The organism is Pseudomonas sp. W2Jun17, from assembly GCF_023127795.1.
GTDB classification, from domain to species: Bacteria; Pseudomonadota; Gammaproteobacteria; order Pseudomonadales; family Pseudomonadaceae; genus Aquipseudomonas; species Aquipseudomonas synxantha_A.
The window spans coordinates 49,234-74,528 of the sequence record NZ_SPKO01000005.1; the positions used below are offsets into that span (position 1 = coordinate 49,234).

At 59.6% G+C, this 25,295-nt stretch carries 24 protein-coding genes and 1 pseudogene; 7 read left to right on the forward strand and 18 right to left on the reverse strand.

From position 1 onward, the window contains the following. Positions 1 to 263 precede the first annotated feature (263 nt). Complete coding sequence (locus E4O98_RS02715) at positions 264 to 1,430, reverse strand: catalase family protein (protein ID WP_248134088.1); 1,167 nt, start codon at positions 1,428 to 1,430, stop codon at positions 264 to 266. Then, on the reverse strand, positions 1,427 to 3,235 hold the full coding sequence (locus E4O98_RS02720; RefSeq protein ID WP_148852238.1) for a di-heme-cytochrome C peroxidase: 1,809 nt from the start codon (positions 3,233 to 3,235) through the stop codon (positions 1,427 to 1,429). The genes E4O98_RS02715 and E4O98_RS02720 overlap by 4 nt, the downstream gene beginning before the upstream one ends. A gap of 247 nt (positions 3,236 to 3,482) precedes the next feature. Between E4O98_RS02720 and E4O98_RS02725 the strand changes: the two genes are divergently transcribed. From E4O98_RS02725 to E4O98_RS02740, 4 genes are all read left to right on the forward strand, one after another. Continuing rightward, on the forward strand, positions 3,483 to 4,223 hold the full coding sequence (locus tag E4O98_RS02725) for an FKBP-type peptidyl-prolyl cis-trans isomerase (protein ID WP_005786709.1): 741 nt from the start codon (positions 3,483 to 3,485) through the stop codon (positions 4,221 to 4,223). A 291-nt stretch (positions 4,224 to 4,514) separates the two neighbouring features. After that, positions 4,515 to 4,970: a DUF1232 domain-containing protein gene (locus E4O98_RS02730; RefSeq protein ID WP_005786711.1), complete on the forward strand. Its 456-nt coding sequence runs from the start codon at positions 4,515 to 4,517 to the stop codon at positions 4,968 to 4,970. 97 nt (positions 4,971 to 5,067) lie between these two features. Then, positions 5,068 to 5,406 carry a helix-turn-helix transcriptional regulator gene (locus E4O98_RS02735; RefSeq protein ID WP_103735457.1) on the forward strand — a complete coding sequence of 113 codons (339 nt, stop codon included), beginning with the start codon at positions 5,068 to 5,070 and terminating at the stop codon, positions 5,404 to 5,406. Continuing rightward, complete coding sequence (locus tag E4O98_RS02740; RefSeq protein ID WP_005786715.1) at positions 5,403 to 5,774, forward strand: hypothetical protein; 372 nt, start codon at positions 5,403 to 5,405, stop codon at positions 5,772 to 5,774. Before E4O98_RS02735 ends, E4O98_RS02740 begins: the two co-directional genes overlap by 4 nt. On the opposite strand, the pseudogene E4O98_RS02745 reads toward E4O98_RS02740, so the two are convergent. The 8 genes and pseudogenes from E4O98_RS02745 to E4O98_RS02780 all read right to left on the reverse strand — a co-directional run. Then, positions 5,771 to 6,811 (reverse strand): annotated as a pseudogene (locus E4O98_RS02745) (GGDEF domain-containing protein); the annotation flags it as partial. The gene E4O98_RS02740 and the pseudogene E4O98_RS02745 overlap by 4 nt on opposite strands. A gap of 180 nt (positions 6,812 to 6,991) precedes the next feature. Then, on the reverse strand, positions 6,992 to 9,073 hold the full coding sequence (locus E4O98_RS02750; protein WP_228309648.1) for a carboxy terminal-processing peptidase: 2,082 nt from the start codon (positions 9,071 to 9,073) through the stop codon (positions 6,992 to 6,994). Between the two features lie 361 nt (positions 9,074 to 9,434). After that, positions 9,435 to 10,088, reverse strand: a complete 654-nt coding sequence (locus E4O98_RS02755; protein WP_248134090.1) for an HAD family hydrolase — start codon at positions 10,086 to 10,088, stop codon at positions 9,435 to 9,437. A 33-nt stretch (positions 10,089 to 10,121) separates the two neighbouring features. Then, positions 10,122 to 11,111 (reverse strand): ABC transporter ATP-binding protein, encoded by a 990-nt coding sequence (locus E4O98_RS02760; RefSeq protein WP_032876992.1) that lies wholly within the window; start codon positions 11,109 to 11,111, stop codon positions 10,122 to 10,124. After that, a complete protein-coding gene (locus tag E4O98_RS02765) occupies positions 11,108 to 11,908 on the reverse strand; it encodes an ABC transporter permease (protein WP_032876990.1) in 801 nt (266 codons plus the stop codon). The genes E4O98_RS02760 and E4O98_RS02765 overlap by 4 nt, the downstream gene beginning before the upstream one ends. Then, positions 11,895 to 12,731 carry an ABC transporter permease subunit gene (locus E4O98_RS02770; protein ID WP_164699551.1) on the reverse strand — a complete coding sequence of 279 codons (837 nt, stop codon included), beginning with the start codon at positions 12,729 to 12,731 and terminating at the stop codon, positions 11,895 to 11,897. Before E4O98_RS02770 ends, E4O98_RS02765 begins: the two co-directional genes overlap by 14 nt. 5 nt (positions 12,732 to 12,736) lie before the next feature. Continuing rightward, positions 12,737 to 13,543, reverse strand: a complete 807-nt coding sequence (locus tag E4O98_RS02775; RefSeq protein WP_103735455.1) for an alkaline phosphatase family protein — start codon at positions 13,541 to 13,543, stop codon at positions 12,737 to 12,739. 179 nt (positions 13,544 to 13,722) lie between these two features. Further along, positions 13,723 to 14,799: an ABC transporter substrate-binding protein gene (locus E4O98_RS02780; RefSeq protein ID WP_005786727.1), complete on the reverse strand. Its 1,077-nt coding sequence runs from the start codon at positions 14,797 to 14,799 to the stop codon at positions 13,723 to 13,725. A 351-nt stretch (positions 14,800 to 15,150) separates the two neighbouring features. On the opposite strand from E4O98_RS02780, the gene E4O98_RS02785 reads away from it, so the two are divergent. Then, positions 15,151 to 15,876, forward strand: a complete 726-nt coding sequence (locus E4O98_RS02785) for a UTRA domain-containing protein (RefSeq protein ID WP_032876981.1) — start codon at positions 15,151 to 15,153, stop codon at positions 15,874 to 15,876. Here the strand turns inward: E4O98_RS02785 and E4O98_RS02790 are convergent. Genes E4O98_RS02790 through E4O98_RS02825 form a run of 8 tightly spaced genes read right to left on the reverse strand, consistent with a single transcriptional unit; the run spans position 15,857 to position 22,010 of the window. After that, positions 15,857 to 16,819 carry a zinc ABC transporter substrate-binding protein gene (locus E4O98_RS02790; protein WP_032876978.1) on the reverse strand — a complete coding sequence of 321 codons (963 nt, stop codon included), beginning with the start codon at positions 16,817 to 16,819 and terminating at the stop codon, positions 15,857 to 15,859. The two genes, E4O98_RS02785 and E4O98_RS02790, sit on opposite strands and share 20 nt — an antisense overlap. Beyond that, the gene (locus E4O98_RS02795; protein WP_005786732.1) at positions 16,819 to 17,718 is read right to left on the reverse strand and encodes a metal ABC transporter permease; all 900 of its coding nucleotides are present in this window, start codon (positions 17,716 to 17,718) and stop codon (positions 16,819 to 16,821) included. The genes E4O98_RS02790 and E4O98_RS02795 overlap by 1 nt, the downstream gene beginning before the upstream one ends. Next, complete coding sequence (locus E4O98_RS02800; protein ID WP_148852235.1) at positions 17,715 to 18,461, reverse strand: metal ABC transporter ATP-binding protein; 747 nt, start codon at positions 18,459 to 18,461, stop codon at positions 17,715 to 17,717. The genes E4O98_RS02795 and E4O98_RS02800 overlap by 4 nt, the downstream gene beginning before the upstream one ends. Beyond that, positions 18,458 to 19,378, reverse strand: a complete 921-nt coding sequence (locus E4O98_RS02805) for a metal ABC transporter substrate-binding protein (RefSeq protein ID WP_032876974.1) — start codon at positions 19,376 to 19,378, stop codon at positions 18,458 to 18,460. Before E4O98_RS02805 ends, E4O98_RS02800 begins: the two co-directional genes overlap by 4 nt. A gap of 19 nt (positions 19,379 to 19,397) precedes the next feature. Further along, positions 19,398 to 19,958 carry a DUF6162 family protein gene (locus E4O98_RS02810; RefSeq protein WP_032876971.1) on the reverse strand — a complete coding sequence of 187 codons (561 nt, stop codon included), beginning with the start codon at positions 19,956 to 19,958 and terminating at the stop codon, positions 19,398 to 19,400. Next, on the reverse strand, positions 19,955 to 20,278 hold the full coding sequence (locus tag E4O98_RS02815) for a hypothetical protein (protein WP_005786738.1): 324 nt from the start codon (positions 20,276 to 20,278) through the stop codon (positions 19,955 to 19,957). The genes E4O98_RS02810 and E4O98_RS02815 overlap by 4 nt, the downstream gene beginning before the upstream one ends. Next, positions 20,275 to 20,811, reverse strand: a complete 537-nt coding sequence (locus E4O98_RS02820) for a thiamine pyrophosphate-binding protein (RefSeq protein WP_078820799.1) — start codon at positions 20,809 to 20,811, stop codon at positions 20,275 to 20,277. The genes E4O98_RS02815 and E4O98_RS02820 overlap by 4 nt, the downstream gene beginning before the upstream one ends. Further along, a complete protein-coding gene (locus E4O98_RS02825) occupies positions 20,808 to 22,010 on the reverse strand; it encodes a PepSY domain-containing protein (protein WP_032876963.1) in 1,203 nt (400 codons plus the stop codon). The genes E4O98_RS02820 and E4O98_RS02825 overlap by 4 nt, the downstream gene beginning before the upstream one ends. A 782-nt stretch (positions 22,011 to 22,792) precedes the next feature. Between E4O98_RS02825 and E4O98_RS02830 the strand changes: the two genes are divergently transcribed. Both E4O98_RS02830 and E4O98_RS02835 read left to right on the forward strand, forming a co-directional pair. Next, on the forward strand, positions 22,793 to 23,929 hold the full coding sequence (locus tag E4O98_RS02830; protein ID WP_236648024.1) for a radical SAM protein: 1,137 nt from the start codon (positions 22,793 to 22,795) through the stop codon (positions 23,927 to 23,929). Next, complete coding sequence (locus E4O98_RS02835; protein WP_248134092.1) at positions 23,926 to 25,293, forward strand: ATP-grasp domain-containing protein; 1,368 nt, start codon at positions 23,926 to 23,928, stop codon at positions 25,291 to 25,293. The genes E4O98_RS02830 and E4O98_RS02835 overlap by 4 nt, the downstream gene beginning before the upstream one ends. The last annotated feature ends 2 nt before the right edge of the window (positions 25,294 to 25,295 follow it).

Here is a 25,295-nt window from a genome sequence, read left to right on the forward strand (position 1 = left end):
GCCTGGCGAGTACTGCTGGGTTATTTGAGTTTTTTCTTGCGTGTCTGGCGAACGGCCAAGTGTTCGAAAATAAACGACGCGGTGCCGAACACTGCAATTATTGAAAGCACGAGCATGCCGAGAGTTGAGCTTTCCACGGTGATTTCCTGCTTAGATTTGAGTTGACGATCACGCTAGGGCCTCGGCTTCCTGGCTTCAATAGACCCGACGCAAACCTTACGGCGCCGGGCCCATTGTTACGCGCTCTTTACGCGCAACGGCCGCTACGGCGCATTGCGGCTGTGACGGTAGTCGCTGACCGCTTCATACACCGCCTTTCGCAACCGGTTGATGCCGCCGATGGGGCGGTGTGCTTCCACACCGAACCAAGGGTTGAACGACTGGTTATCGCAGGCCAGGTTCTGCGCCGGCGTGTCGAAATCCTGGGCAGGAATCCTGACCTTGGCCACGGTTTCATACGGCGCATCGCTTGCTTTCCATTCGATGCTGGTGTCTTCGATGGGCATGAACTTTTGCGGGTTCTGCCGTTGGATCTGCAGCACGAAACAGGCCGCTACGCGGTCGGTGGACAGTTGCTGATTGAGGGCGCTGCGCAGGAAGTTCGGCAGGGCCTGGTTCTGTTTAGGCAGTACGTATTCCGGGCAGCTTTGCGGGTCGGGCGCGACGCGAAACTTGGCGTTGGCCGCGCCAAACTTGTAGGGCGACACTGAAAAGTAAGTCGTCTGCGTCGGGCTGGCCGGTGCGGGCGCCAGCGTTGCCAGGGCGATAAACAGGTGACGTATTTGCCAACTGCGCGGGTCGAGCTTGGGAAAGAACGCCAGGACCTTCTTGCCATCCGCTTGCGCGCCGATGTTCTGCGCGTATTCGGCGACATCGCTGACAAAGAAATTCGGGTGGCTGAACATCACGAAATCCTGCTCGGTGCGGGCTTGCTGGTCGGCCATCAGTTGCTTGCCCGGCACATCCAATAGCTTGATCGCCATGCCGCGGGCATCGCGGATGCTGTCGAATTGCGGGTAGGCGTTGCCGTTGGACAGGCGCATCGTCGCCTGCCAGACCTTGCCCGGCTCTGCAAACACGCCCTGGCGCAAGGCCGGGTCGAGATCCGCCAGAACGCTGACCTCGGCTTTCACGCAACCATGGGCCTTGGCATGGGCATCGCGCAGGTAGCGAGTGCCTTCGCGGTGCTGGTCAACGATGCGTACGGCGGTCTGGATGATGCCTTGGGTCATCGCTGCTTCACCCGGCGGGATCTGTTCATCCGCTGACACCGGGCCACTGTGCTGCCAGGCGAACCATACGGTCGCCAGTAGCCACCCCAACAGCCCAACGCCCACCAGCCACAACAGGGTCTTGCCGAGAAAAGCGCCGAGACGCAGCCAGAGACGAGCGAGCATGGAACGTTCCTTGTTTTGTGATCGAATAATCATGGCAGTTGGTGCTCCAGCGGGCCGCCCAGTACTTTGAGGTATTCGAGCAGCGCCCAGCGCTCCTGGGGCAGCAAGCCACGACCAATGACGCCATTGCCCCGTGCGCCTGCGCGGAATTCGTGACCGCTGTTGTGATTGCCGGTGATTCGGGTATCGAACAGGAAGGCATTCTTGAACGAGGCGGTTTCAAAACCCAGATGGCGTGGATCGTAGTTGAACGTGCCTTTATAGAAGGTGGTGCTGCGTTCGTCCTGGGGCGAAAGCAGTTGGTAGATCGTCGGCACCGAACCGTTGTGCAGGAACGGCGGGGTAGCCCATACGCCTGCCAGTGGTCGCGCTTTATAGGCACGCAATTCGCGCACGCCAATCGGCAGGCCGAACCCGTCCAGGCTCGGGCGCTCGGCCGGGGTCACGCCGGCAGCGCGGTAGGCATGTTCTTCGACAAAGGCGGTGACGTAGGCCAGCCCCTGGGCCACGGACATTTTTTTCAGATCCAGTGGCGCGGTGGGCGCAGGGTGTAGTTCAACATTGAGTTGGGCCAGTTCGGCCGGATCCCATTGCAGGGCGCTGAGGTCATAACGCTGGTCGGCAATGTTGCTGGCGGTGCCGGGGTCGGTGCCGATGTAGTCCACCGGCAGCATTTTCAACTGCTGCACCGGGCGGCCATTTTCCTCGGTGACCGCGGGTATATGGCAGCCAGCACAGTTTTCGGCGAAGAGTGCGCGGCCTTGGGCGGCGAGGGGTTTGTCGATGGCGCCGAACAAGTCCTCCGGCCAGGTTGGCGGCTTGAGGCGTTGCAGGGTTTCTTCGATCAGGTGCAGGTCCCGCACGCGTACGCTGGACGGGTAGCGAGCGTCGCCCTGGAGCGGTTGGCCGGCACTGTCGAAGAAGGCCAGGGTTGCGCCTACACCAAGGGCTTCACCGATATTGCGCGCCATGGGCTGCTGAGCCGAGCCATTCCACTGCACCCAGTCGAATGTCCAGATATCCCACAACTGCGGGTAGTCCACTGGGGCATTGGCGACACGATAATTGTCGGGGGAAATAGCGTCGCCAAAGCTGGCATTGGCGATGCGCCCGAAGGCGTCAGTACGACCGGGGCCTTCTTCGGTGGGATAGAGGCCGCGATGGGTATCATTCCAGGCGACTTTGAGGAACTGGTTCAGCGATTGTTTGAAGTCCTGGCGCAGCTGATTGTGCTGGGTATCGTACTGATCACCCAGGACTTTGCGGGCGAAGCGCTCGAACTTCCACGGGTTGTAATACGTAGCGGCAAGGCTGGCGACCAGGGCTTGGCCAAAACTGCCGCCCCGCAAGGTGGGTACGCTGGAGGGCAGCACGTGTTGCGCCGAGCCACCGTCGATACGCAGGGCCTGGCCCTTGAAGTGCAATTGACCGGTGTGGCAGGCCGCACAGGTGATATCCAGGTATTGAACCTGGCTGTCGGCGTTCTGGTGTCGGGCAAAACCTACCGGCAGGTTGCCAGGGTTTTGCGGGGTGGGCACTTGCTTGGGGTCGACCAGAAAACCAAAGCGCGCCAGGTACTCCGGCGCGGCAAAGCGTTGCTCGGAGAACGGCAGCTCCAGGGCCGTGAACCAATCATAGTGCAGGCCCTTTACCTGGGTGCCCTGGGGCGTGAAGTAGTAGGTCTGGCGGTCAGCGGCACTCCATTGATCCTGGTAGTGCACCTGCTTTACTGGCACGTAGTCCGGTAGCTTGGGGTTGAGGGTGTAATAGAGCACCACGGCCAGAATCAGGCCCAGGGCGATCAGTATCAGGAGTAAAACACGGGAAAAAGTGCGCAAGATAACTATCCTTGTCGAATTGTCGCGTTGTTATGCCACTGCGCCACAGGTGCGGCAAGTAGCGATGAGCCTGCTGGCAGGCGGTCCCGCGATCCGTCGCGGTGCCCCATGATAAATGGAAATGCTTTTAAACACGTGAACTTATCAGAAGTTTCCTGCTCACATGCCGGTAGCCATTGGTCGTGGCCGCCTGATAAGCTCGCGACTTTATTCGAATGCCCTTTTGGCGCATGAACAAGGAAATAGCATGAAACAGCATCGGTTGGCGGCGGCGGTGGCCCTGGTTAGCCTGGTACTTGCGGGTTGTGATTCGCAGACCAGCGTAGAGCTGAAAACCCCGGCGCAAAAAGCTTCCTACGGCATCGGCCTGAACATGGGCAAGAGCCTTGCCCAAGAAGGCATGGATGACCTGGACTCCAAAGCGGTAGCCCAAGGCATCGAAGATGCTGTCGGCAAGAAAGAGCAGAAGCTCAAAGATGACGAGCTGGTTGAAGCCTTCGCCGCGCTGCAAAAGCGTGCCGAAGAGCGCATGACCAAAATGAGCGAAGAGTCGGCAGCTGCCGGCAAGAAATTCCTCGAAGACAACGCCAAGAAAGACGGCGTCGTCACCACCGCTTCCGGTCTGCAGTACAAGATCGTGAAGAAGGCCGACGGCGCACAGCCCAAGCCAACCGACGTGGTGACTGTGCACTACACCGGCAAGCTCACCAACGGCACCACCTTTGACAGCTCCGTGGATCGCGGCAGCCCGATTGACCTGCCGGTCAGCGGCGTGATCCCGGGTTGGGTCGAAGGCCTGCAACTGATGCACGTTGGCGAGAAGGTCGAGCTGTACATCCCGTCCGACCTGGCCTACGGCGCCCAGAGCCCGAGCCCGGCGATTCCAGCCAACTCCGTGCTGGTATTCGACCTGGAACTGCTGGGCATCAAGGACCCAGCCAAGGCAGAAGCTGCTGACGCACCTGCTGCACCAGCCGCCAAGAAGTAATCGGCGCCTGAACACACAACGCCCCGTCTCGACGGGGCGTTGTTGTTTCTGGGTAAATCCGATAGAACCCGCAGCATTGCGCGCAGTCTGATGTAAGACTCGAGCACGGGTAGCCGCACATACAGGCCAAGTCAATGAAATCTTGGGTTTTTTTTATGTGCGCAAAAAACGCCCGATCTGACTGTAAGCCTTATAGACCGTGGCTTTCAGCTGATAAAACAGGCTCTGTTCACAAGGTTATCCACAATTTGTGTGGATAACCTTTTACCTCGCCTGGAACTGGAGTGCCTGATGAAACCACCCTTCAACTTCACCCGTTTTCTGCCCATGGCCGCGCGCCTGCTGGGCCGTGGACGTTTGCCGACCTTGCTGTTTGCCGTTGCGGCCAAAGGCTCAAGCCAGGGCAATCGCCTGGGCCAGCTCAAGGATGATCTCAAATTGCTCCAAGCCCTTTGCCTGGCTTACTGGCGCGGCGAATACCGAGCGATCAGCCCCAAGGCGTTGATCTCGGTGGTGGCGGGGTTGATGTACTTTCTGAGCCCGATTGACGCGATCCCGGACTTCATCCCGATGTTCGGCATGTTCGACGACATCGCGGTGCTGGCATGGGTCATGAAGACCCTGAGCGGCGAACTGAGCGCCTTTCGCGCCTGGCGGGATGCGCAACGCCCGGAAAAACTCGCGGTGGTTGAGCGCCTCCCTGCAACGCCTGAGCTGCTGGCCCAGGAAAACCCACAAAAAAACTAATGATGCCGGGGATCCCCCAGCGACCTTCGCGGCTGTTAGGATTACACTTCTAAGGAAAGAACTTACTTAGTAAGTGTTTTTATCCTACGGGGCAGTCATGGATATTCAGATCATTTCACGCGATGGCGCACCCGAATATGCGGTGTTGCCATGGGACCAGTACCAGGCACTGCTAAGAGCTGCCGGTCAGCAGCCACCTACACCCGCTTCTTCTCCTGCCGCCTCTGCCGCCATCGACCAGGACCTGCGACCGCTCGCAGACCTGCGCGGCCTGCGTGAAGCCAAGGGCCTGGCTATCGAGACCCTGGCACGCACGGTGGGGATCAGCCCCTCGTACCTTGGTTTGATTGAAAGTGGTGAACGCCAGCCGGATGCCGCCATTCGCCGCAGCCTGGCCTGGGAATTGGGCGTGGCAGGTTGGAGGGATGAGTCTTGAGCCTACGTATCAGCCGTCAACACTGGGATGGGTTGCTCAACGAATTGGATCAGGCCCGTCGCCAGCGCCATTTGTTGACGTACCGGGCGCTGCTTGAGCGCCTGCAATTTCCGACGCCAGCCATGCAGACCCTGGCGGCTGCCCTGGAGCACCTGGCGGCGCTGGATGCCAAGGCCGAGCAGCCGCTGCGCAGTTCCCTGGTGATCAGCCAGGGTGCCAGCCGCCTGCCACGTACCGGGTTCTTTGAGTGTGTGGAGCGTCTCGGGCGCTTCAGTGGACCCTCCGATGGCGTGGCGGCTGCGTCCTGGCACGCTTCGGAAGTGGTGCGGGTGTTCGAGTACGAATACCCGGAATCCGCCGAGGCTTAAAGCGCTGCTGAGTACATGTCCAGGCTGTCGATCACATGGATGCTGTAGCCGGCCACGTCCTTGGCATGGTGCTTGGCTTGCGAGGCCAGTTCTGCCAACTGGCTGGCATCGAGTTGCGCACAGGCCTGTGGATACAGATGCACCACACCGATAGACAGCGATAGCAAGGCGAACTCCTGGCGCACGCCCTGACGGTTGAGTGACACGAAGCAACCAGCATCCACGTGCTCGGCGCGGTAAAAGCGTCGGCATTGGGTATGGAAGTCGTCCAGCAACTGGTTGAGCCGCTTGCGCCAATCCTGCGGGCCCAGCACCAGCAAAAAGTCATCGCCGCCAATATGCCCGACAAAGTCGCGGCTGGGGTCTACCTGGTCGTTCAGGCATTGCGCCAGGCACAGCAGCACTTCATCCCCACGCCCGTAGCCGTAGATATCGTTGAACGGCTTGAAACTGTCGATATCCACATAACAGATCAGCGACTCGCGCTGTTGCTGCAACAGCCGAGCCAGGCATTGCTGGATCGGTACGTTGCCTGGCAGCAAAGTCAGCGGGTTGGCGTAGCGCGCCTGCTGGATTTTCAGTTCGGTGATCAGCTTGAGCACGTCGATCACCCGGCCCAGGCCCAGATAGTCACCGTTCAACGTGATGATGAAATCTTCTTCGATGCGCTGCCGTGCGCGGCTGGTCAATAAACGGCTGACCTGTTGCAAGGACTGGCTCAACTCCACCGCCAGGAAATCATCGCTCATCAATCGGCTGATCGGTTTGCGCGCAAACAAGTCGGTCGCGAACGGCTTGAGCAGCGCGTCCGACAGCGAGTGTCGGTGCACAATTCCAATCGGGCGACCGCCGCCATCCAGCACCGCCAGTGAATTGAGATTGGCCTGGTGATGGAACGCTTCCAGCACTTGAGCCGTGGCGGTGTCTTGATCCACCGCTGGCTGTTCGTTCAGCAGGGCGCTGAGGTCACTGCCTTCATCGCTGAGGGCAGTCGTGGTGTTATCCGGCTTGGGCAACATCAGGCGCGCTTCCTGCGGTGTGCAAACTGCCTTGAGCCAGGATTGAGCCCAATGCATTCAGCGGTTCGGTCACGGTCATGGCGATCTCGATCGAAAAAAAAGGACCGCAGGCGTTAAGCCTGCGGTCCTTTCATTTCACGACAGAATGATGTCTATATGATGACACTGCGTGGAGCGGTCACATTAAATTGCCATCATTTACTGCTTGGCCACCTGCTTGGTGATCTTCAGGTAGTCGAGGAGGATCCGGCCAGTCTCGGCCAAGTAGGCATCATCTTCCGGTTTGGTTTTATCCGCTTCGGTCGGCAAGGCATCTTCATCTTCTTTCTTCAGCTCTTTGAGCGGATCTTCACCCTTGGCTTTGCGGCGAGTGTTTTCCAGCACCAATTGCTGATTCTCGATGCTGGAGTGCTGTGCACGGCGATCCGCTTCGTTGAGGCTGACGGTTTTCTCTTCCATCAGCTTCTTGGCCAGGGCCAGCTTGTCGCGGATAAACACGAACTCGGCATCCTTGGCAGAGCGGGTGTCGTGGTCTGCCTTCAACTGCGTCAGGAACGGCTTGAACGGATCCGACGCCGGCTTGATCGCAGGGCGGATGGTGTCCCATGGCATGGCTTCAGGCAGTGCGCTTTCGCCGATTTCCTTGGTGTCGATAATCGACGGGAAATCGATATCCGGCAGCACGCCCTGATGCTGGGTGCTCTGCCCGGAAACCCGGTAGAACTTGGCCAGCGTCAGTTTCAGCTCGCCATGGTTCAGCGGCTGAATGGTCTGCACGGTGCCCTTGCCGAAAGTCTGGCCGCCGATGATCAGCGCACGGTGATAGTCCTGCATGGCGCCGGCGAAAATCTCTGAAGCCGAGGCCGAGAGACGGTTGACCAGCAACGCCATCGGCCCCTTGTAGAAGGCGCCCGGGTTCTCGTCTTCCAACACGTCGACACGCCCATCAGCATTGCGGACCAACACGGTTGGGCCTTTGTCGATAAACAGGCTGGTCAGCTCGGTGGCTTCTTGCAGGGAGCCGCCGCCGTTGTTGCGCAGGTCGATGACCACGCCGTCGACTTTTTCTTTCTGCAGTTCCGTCAGGATCTTCTTCACGTCGCGGGTGGTGGACTTGTAGTCCGGGTCACCGGCACGGAACGCCTTGAAGTCCAGGTAGAAGGCCGGGATCTCAATCACGCCCAGCTTGTAGTCCTTGCCATCCTGCTTGAGGTTGAGGACTTTCTTCTGCACCGCCTGGTCTTCGAGCTTCACCGCTTCACGGGTGATTGACACGATCTTGCTGGTCTGGTCGTTCGGTGCGTTGGTGTGCGGAATCACTTCCAGGCGCACCACGCTGCCTTTGGGGCCACGGATCAGCTTGACCACTTCGTCCAGGCGCCAGCCGACCACATCGACCATCTCTTTGTCAGCCTGGGCCACGCCGATGATCTTGTCTGCCGGGGCGACCTGCTTGGTCTTGTCTGCCGGGCCTGCCGGCACCAAACGTACGATCTTGACCTGGTCATTGTCGCTTTGCAGGACGGCACCAATGCCTTCCAGGGACAGACTCATGTTGATATCAAAGTTTTCCGCGTTATCCGGCGACAGATAATTGGTGTGCGGGTCGTAGGACATCGCGAAGGTGTTGATGTAGGCCTGGAAGATATCTTCGGCACGGGTCTGGTCCAGGCGCGCCAACTGATTCTTGTAGCGCTTGGTCAACAATTCCTGAATGGCCTTGGGCTCTTTGCCGGCGATCTTCAAGCGCAGCACTTCGTCCTTGACGCGTTTGCGCCACAGGTCGTCCAGCGCTGCCGTGCTGGTCAGCCAAGGGGCATCCTTGCGATCCACCAGAAGGGTTTCCTTCTGGGTGAAGTCGAGCTTGTCGATGCCTTTGTTCAGCTCACCCAGGGCGAAGTCCAGACGCGCTTTGACGCGGTCCAGGTAACGCTTGTAGATGGTGAAGCCGGGCTGCAGGTCGCCGCCTTTGAGGAAGTCGTCGAACTGCGTCTTCCACTTGTCGAACTCAGCGATATCGCTGGCCAGGAAGTAGCTGCGCGACGGATCCAGCAGCTTGAGGTAGCTGTCGTAGATGATCACCGAGCGAGCGTCGTCCAGCGGCGGCTTGCTGTAGTGATGGCGCTTGAGCAACTCGACAACGTTAAGGCTGGCAATCACCTCATCGCGATCAGGCTGAAGGTTGTCCCAGCTATTGGCTGCGAACGTATTGGTCGACATCGACGCGAAGCCGAGACCAATGAAAAAAGCGAGGGCGGTGCTGGGGAACAGATGCTTCATGCTGATTCGACGCGGGGGCAATTGATAACGCATATTAGGCCGTCTTTGAGGGAGCCGGTTCCATATGGTCCGGTCGCATAATGCAAAAAGCCCGACGCTACTGCTACGGGCTCAGTCCAGACTCACTATGGAGGCACTGTGAAAGCATTGCAAGGCGTTGAGGGGCATGTGGAGGGTTAGAAGAACCCAGTCCTACATTCGATGTAGTCCATATTGCCAACAGCCTGACCGAATCCTGGATTGAAATGCAGTCAGTGTGGGAGCTGGCTTGCCTGCGATAGCGGTGCACCAGATGAAGAATTCTTCACTGTTGCACCGCTATCGCAGGCAAGCCAGCTCCCACAGGTTGATCTCTATTGATTCAGGTCCAGTGGTGGATCGGCCAGCCGGCCTGTTCGGCATGGGCGCGCAACACCGGGTCCGGGTTCACTACCTGCGGGTGATCCACCTTGAGCAGCAGCGGCAAGTCATTGCGCGAATCCGAGTAGAAATACGCCCCCTCCAGCGTTTCTCCTTCCTGCTCCAGCCATTCCAGCAGGCGCGTGATCTTGCCTTCACGATAGGTCAGCACGCCTACGGTCTTGCCGCTGTACACGCCGTGGCCGACGTCCAGGTTAATCCCCAACACTTCTTCAATACCGATACGCGCCGCAATCGGCGTGACCAGGTGAGTGCCCGAGGCGGAAATCACTAGGATCCGGTCGCCATTCGCACGGTGGCGGGCGATGGTCATGGTGGCGTCGCTGTAGATCAGCGGCTCGATCACGTCCTCGACCCACGGCTCCACCAGATGCTCGATTTCTTCCGGAGTGCGGCCGATCATCGGCTCCAGGCTGAAGTCCATGAAGTCTTCCATGCGCAACTCGCCTCGGCTGTAGGCGTCCATCAATTCGTTGTTCCTGCGCATGAACGACTCAGGGTCTACCCAGCCCAGGCGGCCCATCTGTTCGCTCCACAGGGTGGCGCAGTCGCCGTGGATTAGGGTGTCGTCCAGATCAAAAATTACCAATGCCATCCGTCATGTTCTCTCTCAATAGGTCGCTGCCTGTCAGGCTACTTCACACAGGGCGCTGGGGTCGATGGAAAGTGCCAGGCGCTGGCCGTCCGGGTGCAGGTCGTCGGCCGAGCGATTGAGTACGTCGACCACCAATTCCACGCCACGGGCTTCGATGCGGTAGCGAATCACGTTACCCAGCAAGCTGTGGCTGCGCACCAGCGCATCGAGCTCGCCGCTGCGGCTCAACTCGATGGCCTCGGGGCGAATGGCAATGCGCCCCTTGATTGGCCGTTGCAACAACTGGCTGGCCTTGTCGGCATCGAGCAGGTTGTAGTTGCCGATAAAACCGGCGGCAAACACATCCACCGGGGCGGTATAGAGGGTTTCGGCATCGCCGCTCTGCACGATCTTGCCCTGGTTCATCAAAAAGATGCGGTCGGACATGGTCAGGGCTTCTTCCTGGTCATGGGTCACGAAAATCGTGGTCAGCCCCAGTTCGCGCTGGATCTGGCGGATCTGTTCGCGCAAGTGCTTGCGAATACGTGCATCCAATGCCGACAGCGGTTCATCGAGCAACAGCAGGCGCGGGCGGGTCACCAGGGAGCGGGCGAGGGCGACGCGCTGGCACTGGCCGCCGGACATCTGGTGCGGATAGCGGCCGGCCAGTTCCGTTAGCTCAACCAATTGCAGCACTTCCTGCACGCGCTTGTGGCTGTCGTCGGCGTTGACCTTTTGCATGCGCAGGCCGAACGCGACGTTCTGCTCCACGGTCATGTTGGGGAACAGCGCGTAGCTCTGGAACACCATGCCGATCTGACGTTTCTGCGGGCTCAGGGGCACGATGTCCTGCCCATCCAGCAGGATTGTGCCGCTGTCTACCGAGGTTAACCCCGCGATGCAACGCAGCAGGGTGGACTTGCCGCAACCGGACGGGCCGAGCAGGGTGACGAACTCGCCCTTGGCGATTTCACAGTTGATATCGCTGAACACTGGCGTGCCGGTGTAGCTTTTTTGCAGATGTTGGACGCTGACGAAGCTCATTGGCTTTTGTCCTTGTTCAAGATATTGGCGGCCCAGGTCAGCACCAGCACAAAGAAGAAATAGGAGATCACAACGGCACTGGTGAAGTGGCCGCTGCTGTTGCGCATGTTGTTGAGGTACACCTGCAGGGTCTCGTAGCGCGTGCCGACGAGGATGTTGGCGAACACGAACTCACCGAACAGGAACGAGAACGACAACAGCAATGCCACCATCAGGCCTTTGCGCAGGTTAGGCAGCACCACCAGGATCGCCGCTTGCCAGGTGCTGGCGCCGAGCAGTTGCGAGGCGTCCATCAGGTCGCGCAGGTTGATGGCTTGCAGGTTGTTGGTGATCGCCCGGTACATGAACGGCAGCGCCACGGTGAAGTAGCAGCCGATCAGAATCCACGGCGTACCCACCATCGCCAACGGCCCGGAACCATACAGTTGCAGCAAACCGACTGAAGACACCACCGGCGGCACCGCGAAGGGCAGCAGAATCAGAATGTTCATCAGCGCATCAAGCTTGGGAAAGTGGTAATGCACCACGAACAGCAGCGGCAAAATCAATACCACCGAAAGGATCAACGCGCCCACACACACCAGCAACGATTGCCCGAACGCCATCAGAAAGCGCGGGTCGCTCCACAGCTGTACGTACCATTTCACGCTGAATCCGGCGGGCAGGATAGTCGCCGACCAACTGCTGGAGATCGAGTAGACAAAGGTGCCGATCAGCGGCAGTACCAGAATAAGGAACAGCAGGTACACCACTACCCGATGGTAGAGGGAGGCCGGGCCGGCATCAGCGCGAGACATGGTAGCTCCTCTTGAGCAGCAGTTGATGGACCACGGTGACCACCGTCATCAGCGCCACCAGTACCACGGCCAGGGCGCTGGCCATGTTCGGGTCCAGCGACACATCACCAGAGACCAGCCCCGCGATGCGGATCGGCAGCACGTTGAAGTTGCCGGTGGTCAGGGCGTAGACCGTGGCGTAGGCGCCAAGGGCGTTGGCCAACAGGATTACGAAAGTGCCAAGCAGGGCAGGGGTGAGCACCGGCAAGCCGATATGTCGCCAGAACTGCCAGCCATTGGCGCCGAGCAGCGCAGCCGACTCACGCCAGTCTTCGCGCAATGCATCAAAGGCCGGGTAGAGCAACAGCACACCAAGAGGAATCTGGAAGTAGGTGTAGAGGATGATCAAGCCGGTCTTGGAGTACAGGTTGAAGTCCTGAATGATCCCGGCCTGCTTGAGCATGATGGTGATGCTGCCGTTGAAGCCCAGCAGGATGATGAACGCGAAGGCCAGGGGCACGCCGGCGAAGTTGCTGGTCATGTTGGCAAACGCTGTGACGAAGTTGCGCAGCGGCGAATCCACCCGTCGCAGTGAGTAGCTGCCCAGGGTGGCGATGATGATGCCGAAGATGCTGGAGTAGAAACTGATCTCCAGGCTGAGCTGAATCGCCTGCCGGTAGAACTTCGAACTGAAGATCCGTGTGAAGTTTTCCAGGCCCCAACCGGCCTCTTCGGTTTGCAGGCTGTTGATCAGCACCCATACCAGCGGCGCGATCTCGAACACGATAAAGAACAGTGCGAAGGGCACCAGGCACAGCAGGGCCAGCCATTTGCCGCGGGTCATCGAATTCACTTGAGCAACTCCCGGCACACCGGTTTGTCGTGCGGCACGCCAAGCAGCTCGCAGACGGTACCGCACAGATCGGTTTGTTTCGGCGCGGCGTCAGCATCCAGGCTGAAGGCGTCACCGAGGACAAACAGCGGCACTTCGCGCTCTTGCGGCAATAGGCCGTTGTGAGAGCGGTCGTTGTTCATGCCGTGGTCGGCCGTGACCAGCACCTGGTAGCCGGCGTCGAGCCAGCCTTGCAGGTAGTCGGCCAGGATAATGTCGGCCGAACGGGCGCTGTTGCGGTATTGCGCGGTGTCGAGGCCATGCTTGTGGCCGGCATCGTCGATATTCATCGGATGCACCAGCAAAAAGTTGGGCGCGTGCTTGAGCCGCAGGCTCTCGGCATCGGCGAACAGATGGGAATCCGGATAGTGGTCAGTCCAGTAGAAATGCCCGTGCTGGATCGCCAGTGCCTTGTTGTCGGTGTGACGATCGCGGGCGGCGAGAAAGGGCGTGCGGTTATACAACTCGCTGACCCAGTGGTAAGCCGCCGCAGCGGTGCTCAAGCCGGCGTCGGTGGCGTAATTGAAAATGCTGCGCTGGTTGGACAGGCGCGAGACGTTGTTATGGACAATGCCGCTGTCAATCGGTGGCACGCCGGTGAGGATGCATTCATACAACGGGCGGGACAGGGCGGGCAGTTCGCATTCCAGTTTGTAGAGGGCTGCGCGTCCTGCGCCGACGTAGGCCTGCAAGTGTCCCATGGCGTGCTGGGCGACCTCGAAGTTCAGGCCGTCGAGCACGACAAGGATGACAGTGTGCTTCATGGGGGCTGGGGCTCCGCGACAGATGGGCAGATATCGTTTTTTCGGTTGAAACCGGATCAAATGTGGGAGCTGGCTTGCCTGCGATGGCGGTGTATCAGTGGACACCAATGTTGAATGTCAGACCGCTATCGCAGGCAAGCCAGCTCCCACACTGACAGCACTTCGATCAGAGAGACCGATTACTTCATCTCTACGATGACCTGCTCGTTCCACATCTGCGGAAGCTTCTTGGACGTCGCTTCCCAGGCATCGGCATCTTTGATCGGCTGCGGGTTGGCCTTGGTGTATTGCTCGCCCGGGATCAGGTTCTTGGCGATATCGGCCGGCAGCTTCAGGTCGGTTTCTGCACGGATCGGACGCGCATTGCCCTTGGCCAGGTTGAGTTGGCCTGCATCGCTGAAGATGTATTCGCGGGTCAGCTTGGCGGCGTTCGGGTGCTTGGCGTATTTGTTGATGATGGTGGTGTAGCCCGATTTCACCGAGCCATCCGATGGAATCAGCACCACGTAGTCATCCGGGTTGGCCATCTTGGCTTTGTAGCTCAGGCCGTTGAAGTCCCAGACAATGCCAACTTCGACTTCGCCTTTTTCCATGGTGGCGATGGTCGGGTTGGACAGTGAGAGGCGACCTTGCTGGGCGATCCTGGTGAAAAACTGCAGGCCCGGTGCGATGTTTTTCTCGTCGCCCTTGTTGGCGATAGCGGCGGCGAGTACCGCATTGGAGGCTTGGGCTGCGGTGCTTACATCACCCACCGACACCTTGTATTTGCCGGTTTGCAGGTCGGCCCAACTGGTCGGGACTTCGGAGCCGTGCAGCAGTTTTTTGTTGACGATAAACGCGATGGTGCCGGTATAGGCCAGGGCCCAGTGACCGTCCTTGTCTTTTGCCCAATCCGGAACCTGCGCCCAGGTGGAGGGTTTGTATGGCTGGGTGACTTCCTGCTTCACCGCGATCGGGCCGAAGGCTGCGCCCACGTCACCGATATCGGCACTGGCGTTGTCTTTTTCGGCTTTGAACTTGGCGATTTCCTGGGCCGAACTCATGTCGGTGTCGATGTGCTTGAGGCCGTAGGTCTTGGCCAGGTCTTCCCAGGTGCCTTTCCAGTTGGCCCAATCATCGGGCATGCCGACGCTGTTGACGGCGCCTTCCGCCTTGGCGGCGGCTTCCAGGGTTTTTAGATCGGTATCAGCGGCCATGGCGGCGGTGCACATGGCAATGGTCGAGCCTAACAGTGATGCCAGGAAAAGCTGTTTCATCCGAAACTCCTTTGGGCGTTTTACACGCGGCGTTTTATACGAACGTTGGCGAGGGTGTGGTCTAGGTCAGCAATACCTGAGCCAATTTAGGCCCGATGGATGACAGTTTCATGTCGATGTCGTTTTTGAAGCACGGGTGTCGCTCAGCTCAGACTTAGCGTAGACCATGCCCAACAGCCCGCAGTCCCTGGACTTGGCCGATGTATTGCAGGGTGTGGTGCAGGCGGCGGATGCCGGCTGTCATCTGTCGGTCATCTGTAATGCCTAGGCTGGCTCGCAGCAGCAAAAGCCCAGATAGAGCGCGATTTGTGCACCTGAACGGTGCTGGTCTAGTCCAGATAGGTAACGTTGATGCGGGATGAGGCAATCAAGGCGGTAACTTCCATTGGCCTGGCGCTGCAGGAGCAGATTGACCACGGCCTGTTGCCGCCAGCCAGCAAATTGCCCGCCGAGCGCAAGCTCAGCGAGTTGTTTGGTACCACCCGCATTACCGTGCGGGAAGCCTTGTTACAACTGGAGGCCCAAGGGCAGATTTATCGCGAAGAGCGCCGGGGCTGGTTCGTCTCGCCACCGCGGCTGGCCTATAACCTGATGCAGCGCAGCCACTTTCACGCGATGGTCAGCGACCAGGGGCGTGAGGCTTCCACGCAGGTCATTTCCGCACGCTTGCAACCGGCGTCGGCGGCGGTGTGCGCGTGGTTGCAGTTGCCGGCGTTGTCGAGCGTGATCCAGATTTGCCGGGGCCGCAGGATTGACGGACGCCTGGTGTTGTACGTGGAGCACTACCTGAACCCGCAGTATTTTCCGGGGATCCTGGCGTGTGATTTGAATCAGTCGATGACTGAGCTGTATGCCAGCAAATATGACTTGCACTACGGGCGGGTGCGTTTCGAGATTGTGCCGACCTCACTGCCGGTGGAAGCGGCCGCTGCGCTGCGCGTCTCGGTGGGCAGCCCGGGCTTGCGCATCGCCCGGGTCAACTATGACCAGCACCAGCGTTTGATCGACTGCGACCTGGAGTTCTGGCGCCATGATGCGATTCATGTGGGGGTAGACGTTATGGCGTCAGCGCCTTGATCACCTGATCCACATTGGTTTGCAACTCTGTCACCGGTTCGGCGCCGTCCACATTCAACACCAGCAGTGTGGAGCCACCTGCAGTGACAGCTGCTTTTACCACTTCACTCGGCTGACGATGGTGCAACACCACCGCCACTTCGTTGTCCTTGAGCTGCGCACTGAGTTTTTGCAGCGCTTCAGGCGTCCAGTCTGCGTCTGGGCGAGCATCGGTGCTGACCAGTTCCAGGTTCAAGCTGCTGATCAAATAGGCAAAGTGATCGCTCAAGCTGACCACACTCAGGTTATCGGCCTTGGCCAGGCGCGCCTCGCTGTCGGCGGTGAGCTTGAGCAGGCGTTGCTTGAGTGCCGCCAGGTTGGTATCGATCTTTGGTTTGGCGCCTGGGGCGAGACGGCTCAGGTCGGCGGCCAATACATCGGCCATACGGCCCAGATTGTTGCTCGATTGCCAGGGTTGGCTGTTGAGGCCATCGGTGACACCCGGTTGTACCGCAATGCCCGGCAAGCCACCGTCCACCGGGCGTGCAGCGTCCACTTCAACGATGCGGATATTGCTGCGCCGTGCCACGGGGTACAGCGGATCATCGGCCCACAGCGAGCGCAAGCCGATGGCGGCGTCGGCGTCCTGCGCCAAGGTGTTGAGTGCCGCCGCGCCGCGGCCGGTGAAGTAGGACACCTGCCGCGAGCCAGGTAGGTTGGCTGGCGCGGCGCGTTCAAGTTGCACGTCGGTATCCTTGAGCAGCACTTCGGCCAAACCGTAGGTAATGGGCAGCGAGGCCAGCACCTTGACCGGTTTTACCGACTTGGCCTTGGTCAGCGCGGCATGGCCGAGGCCGTGATCGGCCTTGAATTCCTTCGGGTCAAAACCATCAACGGCAGCCAGTGCCGATGTACTGATCAAGCAAGCGATGGCCAGGGCCATTGGGCGAAAGACAGGGCGCATTATCCAAGATTCCCTTTGAGGCTGGGCACGGTGCCGCGAGCGATGGCGGCGAAGGCGAAGGCGATACCGGCAACCAGAATGATTGCAGCGCCGGACGGGATCGGCAGGTCGAAGATGATCGGCAGCAGGATGCCGCACAGGGTACTCACAGTGGCGATCAGCACCGAGACCCAGAAAAAGCCCTTGAGCGATTGACTCAAGAGGCGCGCCGCGGCGGCAGGGATCACCAGCAGCGCACCGACCAGGATCGCGCCGATCACCTTGACCGCAGCCACGGTGATCAGCGTTACCAGGATTACGAACAGGTAGTCCAACGTCTTCACCGCCACACCGCGCACCGCCGCCAGTTGCGGGTTGAAGCTGGCGAGCATGATGCGGTTGTACAGCGGCAATGCCAGGGCCATGACCAGCGAACCGACGATTGCCAGTACTAGCAAGTCATTGCCGTTGACCGTCAGTACCGAGCCAAACAAAACGTTTTCGAGGATATGCACGTTGATCTTGCCGGCCAGGATCAGCAGCAGGCTGGCGCCCAGCGCCAGCGACACCGACAGGAACACGCCGATCAAGGTATCCGGCGCCAGGCCGGTACGATTGCGCAGATAGTTGAGCAGGATGCCGAACAGCAGGCAGTAGCCGAACAGGCTGCCATAGGGCCCGGTGTAGGGTTCGCCCAGCAGGATGCCTACGGCCACGCCGGTCAGCGCAGCATGGCCGACCGCTTCGGAGAAAAACGCAAAGCGCTTGACCACCACCAGCGTGCCCAGGCCGCCCAGCACCGGGCCGATCAGCAAGCCAGCGAGCAGGGCGTTGACCACAAACCCGTAGGCCAGGGCTTCCGGCAGGTAACCGGAAGACGCCCAGCCCTGGACCATCAAGCGAAAGGCTTCATAACTCATTGTGCCGGGCTCCGCGGGTGAGTGGAGAACAGGGTCAGCAGGCGGTCCGGGGTCAGCGCCTCTTTTGGCGTGGCGTCGAACAGCACGCGACGGTTCAGGCCGGTGACACGGTCAGCCAGGCGGCCGACGGCTTCCAGGTCGTGCTCGATCCACAGCACGGTGATCCCGGCCAAGCGCCAATCATTGAGCAGCCGTTCGAACACCTGGATGCCGGCTTCATCAAGGGCCGACATGGGTTCGTCCAGCACCAGCAATTGCGGTGCAGGGATCAGGCCCTGGGCCAGCAGCACGCGCTGGCGTTCACCGCCGGACAACGCGCCCATGCGACGCTTGCGTTTGTCGTGCATGCCGACGCGCTCAAGTGCGTCACCGATCGCCGCTGCGTAATGCCGGGACAGGCCAAGGAACGCGGGCCGCCGTTGGCACATGGCAGCCATGAAATCGTCGACGGTCATCGGCAGGCCGCGGTCGAACTCCAGCGCCTGGGGCACGTAGCCAATGGTGCCGGGCGTGGCCGGCCATTCCAGGCTTAAACGGCCCTGGTGGGGCGTTTGGCCGAGCAGGGTCTTGATCAGCGAGCTTTTGCCGCCGCCATTCGGACCGACCAGCGCATGGATGCTGCCTGGCTGTACCTGGAAACTCACGTCGTCGAGGATCACGGTGCGCCCCAGGGTCAGCGAGACCTGGTCGAAGTTCAGGGTCGGGCCGACGCTGACGGCGTTCAGTTGTTGGGCGGCGGTCATGCCCCTGACTCCTGGATTGCGCGGACCACGGTGTTGAGGTTACCGGTCATTTCCACTTCGTATTTTTCAGCGCTGTAGTCGCCATAGGAAATATGCGACAGCGGGTACAGCTTGACCCCGGATTCACGCTGGATGGTCTCGACGTAGGTGGACGGGAAATCCATCTCCGAAAAGATCACCTTCACATCCAGGGCGCGCAGTTCATCGATGGTTTTCTTCAACTGGCTGGGGCTTGGCTCGATACCGTGGGCCGGTTCTACCACTGCGGTGACTTCCAGGCCGAACTCGCGCAACAGATAGTCGTAGGCTGCGTGCACCGTGGCAACGCGCAGGTCCGGGTTGGGGGCGCTGGTCAACTTGGCCAGGGCGTCGGCGCGCATCTGGCGCAGGCGCTTGCCATAGGTGCGGGCGTTCTGGGTGTAGGTTTTGGCGTTGTCCGGGTCGAGCTTGCCCAACTCGCGGGCGATGTTGTTGACCTGGGCAATCGATGCACTGATCGACAGGAAGGTGTGCGGGTTGACCACCTTGCCCGCACCGCGCGCGGCATTGCCGGTGGCCGCCAGCAGCGGCACGTTGGCGTTGGCCTCGATCACCTTGATGTCCGGGCGCTCGCTGGTGGCGATCATGCGGTCGGCGAAGTCGTCATGGCCAACCCCATTGAGCACGATCACGTCCAGGGTGCCGATGCGCTTGATGTCGTCGGCGCGGGGCTCGTAGGCGTGTGGATTGAAGCCGGCCGGGATCAGCGGTACCACTTCAGCCTTGTCGCCGACGATATTGGCCACGTAGCTGTAGTAGGGGTGGAGGGTGATGCCGATACGCAGGCGTTTCGCTGCTTCGGCATTCGCCAGGGGAGCGAGCAGCAGGCTGAGAAAGCTGACCAGTAACAGGCGCAACAGGGGCGATGAAATAGACATGGGCAATCGGTCTTCTCGTTCAGTGACGATGCTGGCGGGTCACGCCAGCATCGAATTGCGCAACCACTTGCTGCCAGCCGGCTGCGATCAGTGCCTGGTCAGTGAGGTCGGAGGGGGCGGCAAGATTGACGCTGCGGTTGAGCCAGATATCCGGCTCGTCGCCCTGCACGCGCATCAGCAGCGAGCCGCTGGTGGCCGGTGCCTGGCTCAAGCCCAGGTAGGCGGCCGAGGGGAGTAACTGCCAGCGATGGCCACCACGGCTGACCGAGCTGGCATCCTGGGCAAAGGGGGCGAAGCCTTCGTCGGCCAGTTGCTCAGGTGTCGGCAGGGCGCTTTGCTCCTGCTGCAACAAGTGGATTTCATCCAGAGTCACCCGCAGGTCGGCGTAGATGCCTTGCTCGGCGGCGCTCAGGTCACGGCGGGCGTCCAACTGGTGGCTTGGCACCGCCGCAATTTCCTGGGTTTCACCGTGCAGCGCCACGACTGTGCCCGCCACCGCCAGGATGATCAGGCACAGCAGCAGCACATAGAGCGTTTCATGGCCGGCACCGGCGGGGCGTACAACCTGTGTAGTACTCATTGCGCCTGGATATCCGCTTGGTCGATTTCCACCACGTGGCCGGGGCCTGCATCAAACAGCACATAGAACTCGGCTGCGGGCTTCTTGAAGGTCAGGGTCGAATCTTCACCGAGCTTGCCGGGCACCAGGATGGTTTCGTCGTAGCCGATCACATCCAGCGTCACGCCGGGTGCGCCACTGCCGTCGGAAAAACCGCCTTTGCACTGGATCTGCTCGCCGGGGATTTCCTTGCATTCGCACATCGGGTTGTGGGCAAAGGCGGTGGTACTCAAGCCGGCGCACAGTAACAGTGCGGCGCGGGTCAGGCGCTTGAACGTCATGGTTTGACTCCTTGCTTGTTCAGCCAGGCAATGGTGGCAGGCGAAGCCTGGTTCAGCGGGATGGAACCCTGGTGCATGCTGCCGTCCCAGCCTTCCATGGTCACCCAGACTTCGGCGTCCACTGGTGTGCGTTCCGGCACCGGCAGGGCGGCGCCCATACGGTATGGCGTACCGAAGAAGATCACCCCGGCGGCCCGCAGGCTGCGGGGTTTACCGATACGCAGGTAGGTGGCCTTGACTTCGTTGGCGCAGGTGTCACACAGGGCGGCGTTGAAGAATTTCATCGGCCCGGCCGGGTTCGGGCTCGGGCCTTCATTGCGGAACTCGGCCAGGGTCAGGCTCCAGGGTCCGACTTGCACTTGCCCGGCTACGCGCTCGCCGATGCCGGCATCCCCGCGAAACAGCGCGGCGTCGGCGAAGTACTTGGGCATGAACCCCAGCGGTATCAGCAACAGCAGAACATTGATGTGAAAACGCCATTTCAGCCAGAAGGCGCGCAGGGGGGATGGCGGTACGGTCGCGACCTTGCTCATCGCTGTGCCTCCGAGGTTTTGGCGTGCATGGCCGGGATAGAAGCGGGCTGACGTTGCGTCTTGGCTTCGCGCTTGAGGGCATTGAGGGTGGCCAGGGCCGTGCGCTTGGTCCAGATCAGCAAGCCGCTCAATACCATCATGCTCAGCACCAGGCCGAAGAAGGCCCAGATCAACTTGATCCACAAACCGCCGAAGTCACCTGTGTGCAGCGGGCGCATCGACTCGGTGACGAACTCCAGGGGGGTGCGGTCGGACAACAGGTTCGAGACAGCAATTTCACCGTCATAGGGGTTCAGTTGCGCGGTCTGGAACATCAACGGGTACCAGCCGCGCCCGCCGATTTGCAGGTGGCTGTACGCGTTGCTTGGCATGAACACAAAGCTGGCGTCCAGCCCCGGGATTTTTTCGGCGGCGATGTCGATGGCCTTATCGATAGGGATCATCGGTGCCGGGACGCCCGACGCCGACAATGGCACCTTTTCACGGGCAATCACCGGCACGATGGGCTCACTGGAAATGGATATCTGGTTGTCGCTCAAGGCCGCCTCGATCAGGAACCAGGTGCCGGTGATTGAAATGACCGCGATAAACCAGATGGACCAGATGCCGCTCAGGCGGTGAAAGTCGCCCCAGAAGATCCGCGCACCGTGTCGGATACGCAGGGTAGGGCGCAGGAAACCTTTCCAGAAGCGTTTGTACACCACCAGCCCGGTGATCAGCGAGGCAAGCAGTGGCAAGCCCAGCGCGGATACCAGGTACCAGCCCCAGCTGTACCCATTGGTGAACGGCACCAGCCACCAGCCATGCAGCGCGCGGGTAAATTGCTGGAAGTTGAACGAGGGGCTGATGCCCTGGATCGCTCCGGTATAGGGGTTGGCGTAGACGTCCACCGAGCGCCCATCCGGGTAGCTGAGGCCGACGCTCAGGGCGAAGTGCGACTCATCCGGGCGAATGATGGACTGGACGATTGCCTTGGGCTCATCGCGCTTGATGGCCGCGATCACCTGGTCAAAGCTCAGTGGCTGGGCGTCATCCGACGGCTTGCTCGCACGGATATCCGGGTTGGCCAGCCACACGATTTCCTGGCTCACCACGGCCAGGGTGCCGGTGACACAGACGATCAGTACAAAGAACCAGATGGGCAACGCCAGCCAGCTATGTACGAGAAACCAGAGTTTGGAGCGTGACTTCTTCGACATATGAATGAGGGTCTTGAGCGAAGGGGGCAATGAAAGCCCGGAAAAGGCCAGTCGTAGCTTTTGCTGACGCGACGGGCTGTATCTAAATTAAGACGAATGAGAATGAGAAATCCCTAAGGCGCATATGAAAGAAAATGTTTCAGGTTCACATTCAGGCCGCATTTGAGAGCTGATCGAACACGCAATACACCAGCCTGCAAGCGTTCAGCGGCTTGCGTGAGGCCGGGCCTGACCTCCAGGGACGTGATCATGCCGCTGGGTGATTTCGTCATCAGCCATGCATTTGAGCGCCACTGCCTCGCGCCCAACCCCTGGCTCAGCGGAAGTGCGGCTACGTAGTTATATAAGTAGAAATAACGCTCTCTATAACAGCGGCGCGCGTTGCTTTCAGTATTATTTGTTTTTCAAATAGCTTGGCTTGAACGAAAGCCCCCCCTTGTCATTAAAGGGTGTTGGCGCGGGGGCAGGTTAATTCCAGACAAATTACAAGTTTATTGTATTGACATATTGGCGGGTATCGGCTTTAGTGGGTGCGGACTTGGAAGTCGAAATATTATAAAAAGGAAGTTGATTGCATGACCGTGCTAGTCGTTTATTCGCGCCCTCAAGTGGCGAACTGTTATATCTCTCTGGTGCCGGTGATCAAATTAGTTACTTGATCGTGGTCTGTCGTATGCCCGTCGATTGCCATTGCTGCGAATAATACTTTTCCTGCGCTGGAAAAGTACGCGTCCCTATGCCTTAACAGAGAGTTCAAACTCATGTCGATTTTTGATCAAGCCATGCATCGTTCAGTTCAGTGGCAAGACTGGCGTTGGCAGCAGAAGAATGCCATCCGCGATGAACCTGCACTGCGCAATGCCTGCGGTGGATGGGGCGAGGCCACAACGGCGCATATCGAGCACAACCTGCAAGATCGCAAGATGCAGATCACGCCTTACTATATTGATTTGATCAAGCGTTCACTCACCACCGGCGAGGTGATGGACCACCCACTGTGGCGCCAGGTAGTACCGTATTGGAGCGAACAGGTGCAGGGCGACTATGACGGCAGTTCCGAAAACTGGGAACTCAATCATGAGATGAAGACGCCCATCTGCCAGCACAAGTACGACAACCGCGTGATCCTGCGCACCACCAACACCTGCAATGCCTATTGCCAGTTCTGTTTCGAGGCGCTGCGCACGCTGCAGGTGGGCACCGACAAAGCTAACGCCAACACCGACTCGTTCAAGGATTCGGTGGAGTACATCCGCGCTAACCCGGCGATTGAAGAGGTGATTCTCAGTGGCGGTGACCCACTGATGCTGGCCGACCGCAAGCTTGAGGAGATGCTGGCCGCATTGCGCGGCATTCGTGATGACCTGCTGATACGCATTCATTCGCGGGCGTTGAGTTTCAACCCGTTTCGCGTGACCGATGAGTTGGTGGCGATGCTGCACAAGTACAAAGTCAATGCATTTGGTGTGCATGTCTGCCACCCGCTTGAACTCAGTGCTGATTTTGCCCTCGCGGTTAAACGGATTCAGGGCGTGGTGCCGATAGTATTCTCTAACATGCCGCTGTTGCGTGGCGTGAATGATGATGAAGCGACGTTGCATAAATTATTCATTGATCTTTATCGTCTGGGCGTAAAGCCCTATTACTTATATCACTTCATGCCGTTTTCACCCGGTGCTTCAGAGTATAAGGCCTCGATCAGCCAAGCCATCGTCATAATGGATCGGCTCAAACGCCGCGTATCCAATATTGCCCTGCCCGAATATGTACTTCCTCACGCACAAGGCAAGTTCACCGTGCCGTTGTTGGACTTTGAAAAACCTGAAGACTTACCGCATTTTGAAGTTCGCGATGGGCAGCGTACTTACCGTTTTCGCAACTGGGAGGGCCAATGGTGCAGTTGGCAGGATGCGGTATGAAACAGGGTGCGATTCTGTTTATTGATGTGGATGACAGCGCTTGCGCTCGCTACCGCTACCGGGAACCGCATTTCACGGTGGCCCGCGCCCACGGCTTGGCGTGTTTGACGGCCGCCGTGGCGGGGCGCAAGCACCTGCAACGACTCAGGGACGACAGTGACGAAGTGTTCCTGCTCGAAACGCTCAGTGAGCAGTCCATCCTGGAGTTGGTCGGACAGTTGGACGGGCGTTATCAGGTGCGGGGGATTTTCTGCCAGGCCGGGCACCCGTCCGCACAAGGGGAGGTGGGCTGTATCGTTGCGCAGGCGTGTCAGCGGTTGGGCTTGGTCTACAGCCACCCAGAGGCGATTGCGGCGTGCAATAACAAGTTCTTGATGCGCCGCGTGTTGAAACAGCATGAGTTGCGTTCGGTACCGTTCGTGCTGTGCAACAACGAACAGGAACTCCAGCAAGGCGCCGAGCGCGTGGGTTATCCACTGATCGCCAAACCGCCCTTTGGCGGGGCTTCGGCGTTTATCAAAAAATGCTCGAGCTGGGAGGAGCTACGCAGCCACTATCGGCATTTCGTGAATGATCATGGCGCCGCCGCTTATGCGGACTTCTACGGCTGTGCGCACGCCCTGCCGCCTGAGGACGGGCTGCGGCGTGAATACCTGCCAGGGCGCAGCATTCTGTTGGAAGGTTATATTCCTGGCATCGAAGGCAGTGTGGAATGTGTGATTGCCGGCGAGCGTGTCCATCCGCTGCTGATCAATGAAAAACTGCTGCTGACCGAGCGCAGCGGCACGGTCCTTGAAAACCTGCTGATTTCCCCGCCGACGTCGTTCAGCCAGGCCCAGTGTGAGCAGATCCGCCAGTACGCGGTGGACTGCCTGCACGCGGTGGGCCTGACCAACGCTGTGGTGCATTTCGAGTTTCGCATGACGGACGCAGGGCCGGTGGTCATCGAGATCAACCCGCGCCTGGGCGGACTGTATGTGAACTCGGCGTTCCGCGACGTGGCCGGTGTCGATCCTTATCAGTTGTACATGGGATTGTTGTTGGGCGAGAAGGGCATCAATGCACAGTTGGAGGCCGGCGCACATAAGATCGCCGAGGCGGGGCAACACTACGCGATGCTGGCGATTTATCCGCAGCACAGTGGCCTTTTCAGGGGCATTGACGGCCTGCAGTTCCTGGACCAACACCGCTCGGTGCTGGAATACGCCCCGCAGGACCCCGGCCACTACATTGACGCGGATATCGAGGAGCATTATTTGCTCAAATGCTGGGCCCAGGTTGGCAATGCCGCCGACGCCCATGCCTTGCACGATGCGTTGCAGCAACACCTGCGCATCCTCATCGATCCACCGGTTGCAGGATAGCG

Coding starts and splice junctions, on each gene's coding strand:
- E4O98_RS02790 (WP_032876978.1), bottom strand. CDS start 16,819: ATGCGCCCTGTCTTTCGCCCAATGGCCCTGGCCATCGCTTGCTTGATC.
- E4O98_RS02770 (WP_164699551.1), bottom strand. CDS start 12,731: ATGACCCGCGGCAAATGGCTGGCCCTGCTGTGCCTGGTGCCCTTCGCA.
- E4O98_RS02815 (WP_005786738.1), bottom strand. CDS start 20,278: ATGACGTTCAAGCGCCTGACCCGCGCCGCACTGTTACTGTGCGCCGGC.
- E4O98_RS02805 (WP_032876974.1), bottom strand. CDS start 19,378: ATGTCTATTTCATCGCCCCTGTTGCGCCTGTTACTGGTCAGCTTTCTC.
- E4O98_RS02750 (WP_228309648.1), bottom strand. CDS start 9,073: ATGAAGCATCTGTTCCCCAGCACCGCCCTCGCTTTTTTCATTGGTCTC.
- E4O98_RS02810 (WP_032876971.1), bottom strand. CDS start 19,958: ATGAGTACTACACAGGTTGTACGCCCCGCCGGTGCCGGCCATGAAACG.
- E4O98_RS02800 (WP_148852235.1), bottom strand. CDS start 18,461: ATGACCGCCGCCCAACAACTGAACGCCGTCAGCGTCGGCCCGACCCTG.
- E4O98_RS02835 (WP_248134092.1), top strand. CDS start 23,926: ATGAAACAGGGTGCGATTCTGTTTATTGATGTGGATGACAGCGCTTGC.
- E4O98_RS02725 (WP_005786709.1), top strand. CDS start 3,483: ATGAAACAGCATCGGTTGGCGGCGGCGGTGGCCCTGGTTAGCCTGGTA.
- E4O98_RS02735 (WP_103735457.1), top strand. CDS start 5,068: ATGGATATTCAGATCATTTCACGCGATGGCGCACCCGAATATGCGGTG.
- E4O98_RS02730 (WP_005786711.1), top strand. CDS start 4,515: ATGAAACCACCCTTCAACTTCACCCGTTTTCTGCCCATGGCCGCGCGC.
- E4O98_RS02715 (WP_248134088.1), bottom strand. CDS start 1,430: ATGATTATTCGATCACAAAACAAGGAACGTTCCATGCTCGCTCGTCTC.
- E4O98_RS02765 (WP_032876990.1), bottom strand. CDS start 11,908: ATGTCTCGCGCTGATGCCGGCCCGGCCTCCCTCTACCATCGGGTAGTG.
- E4O98_RS02755 (WP_248134090.1), bottom strand. CDS start 10,088: ATGGCATTGGTAATTTTTGATCTGGACGACACCCTAATCCACGGCGAC.
- E4O98_RS02780 (WP_005786727.1), bottom strand. CDS start 14,799: ATGAAACAGCTTTTCCTGGCATCACTGTTAGGCTCGACCATTGCCATG.
- E4O98_RS02825 (WP_032876963.1), bottom strand. CDS start 22,010: ATGTCGAAGAAGTCACGCTCCAAACTCTGGTTTCTCGTACATAGCTGG.
- E4O98_RS02830 (WP_236648024.1), top strand. CDS start 22,793: ATGCATCGTTCAGTTCAGTGGCAAGACTGGCGTTGGCAGCAGAAGAAT.
- E4O98_RS02785 (WP_032876981.1), top strand. CDS start 15,151: ATGCGGGATGAGGCAATCAAGGCGGTAACTTCCATTGGCCTGGCGCTG.
- E4O98_RS02760 (WP_032876992.1), bottom strand. CDS start 11,111: ATGAGCTTCGTCAGCGTCCAACATCTGCAAAAAAGCTACACCGGCACG.
- E4O98_RS02820 (WP_078820799.1), bottom strand. CDS start 20,811: ATGAGCAAGGTCGCGACCGTACCGCCATCCCCCCTGCGCGCCTTCTGG.
- E4O98_RS02795 (WP_005786732.1), bottom strand. CDS start 17,718: ATGAGTTATGAAGCCTTTCGCTTGATGGTCCAGGGCTGGGCGTCTTCC.
- E4O98_RS02775 (WP_103735455.1), bottom strand. CDS start 13,543: ATGAAGCACACTGTCATCCTTGTCGTGCTCGACGGCCTGAACTTCGAG.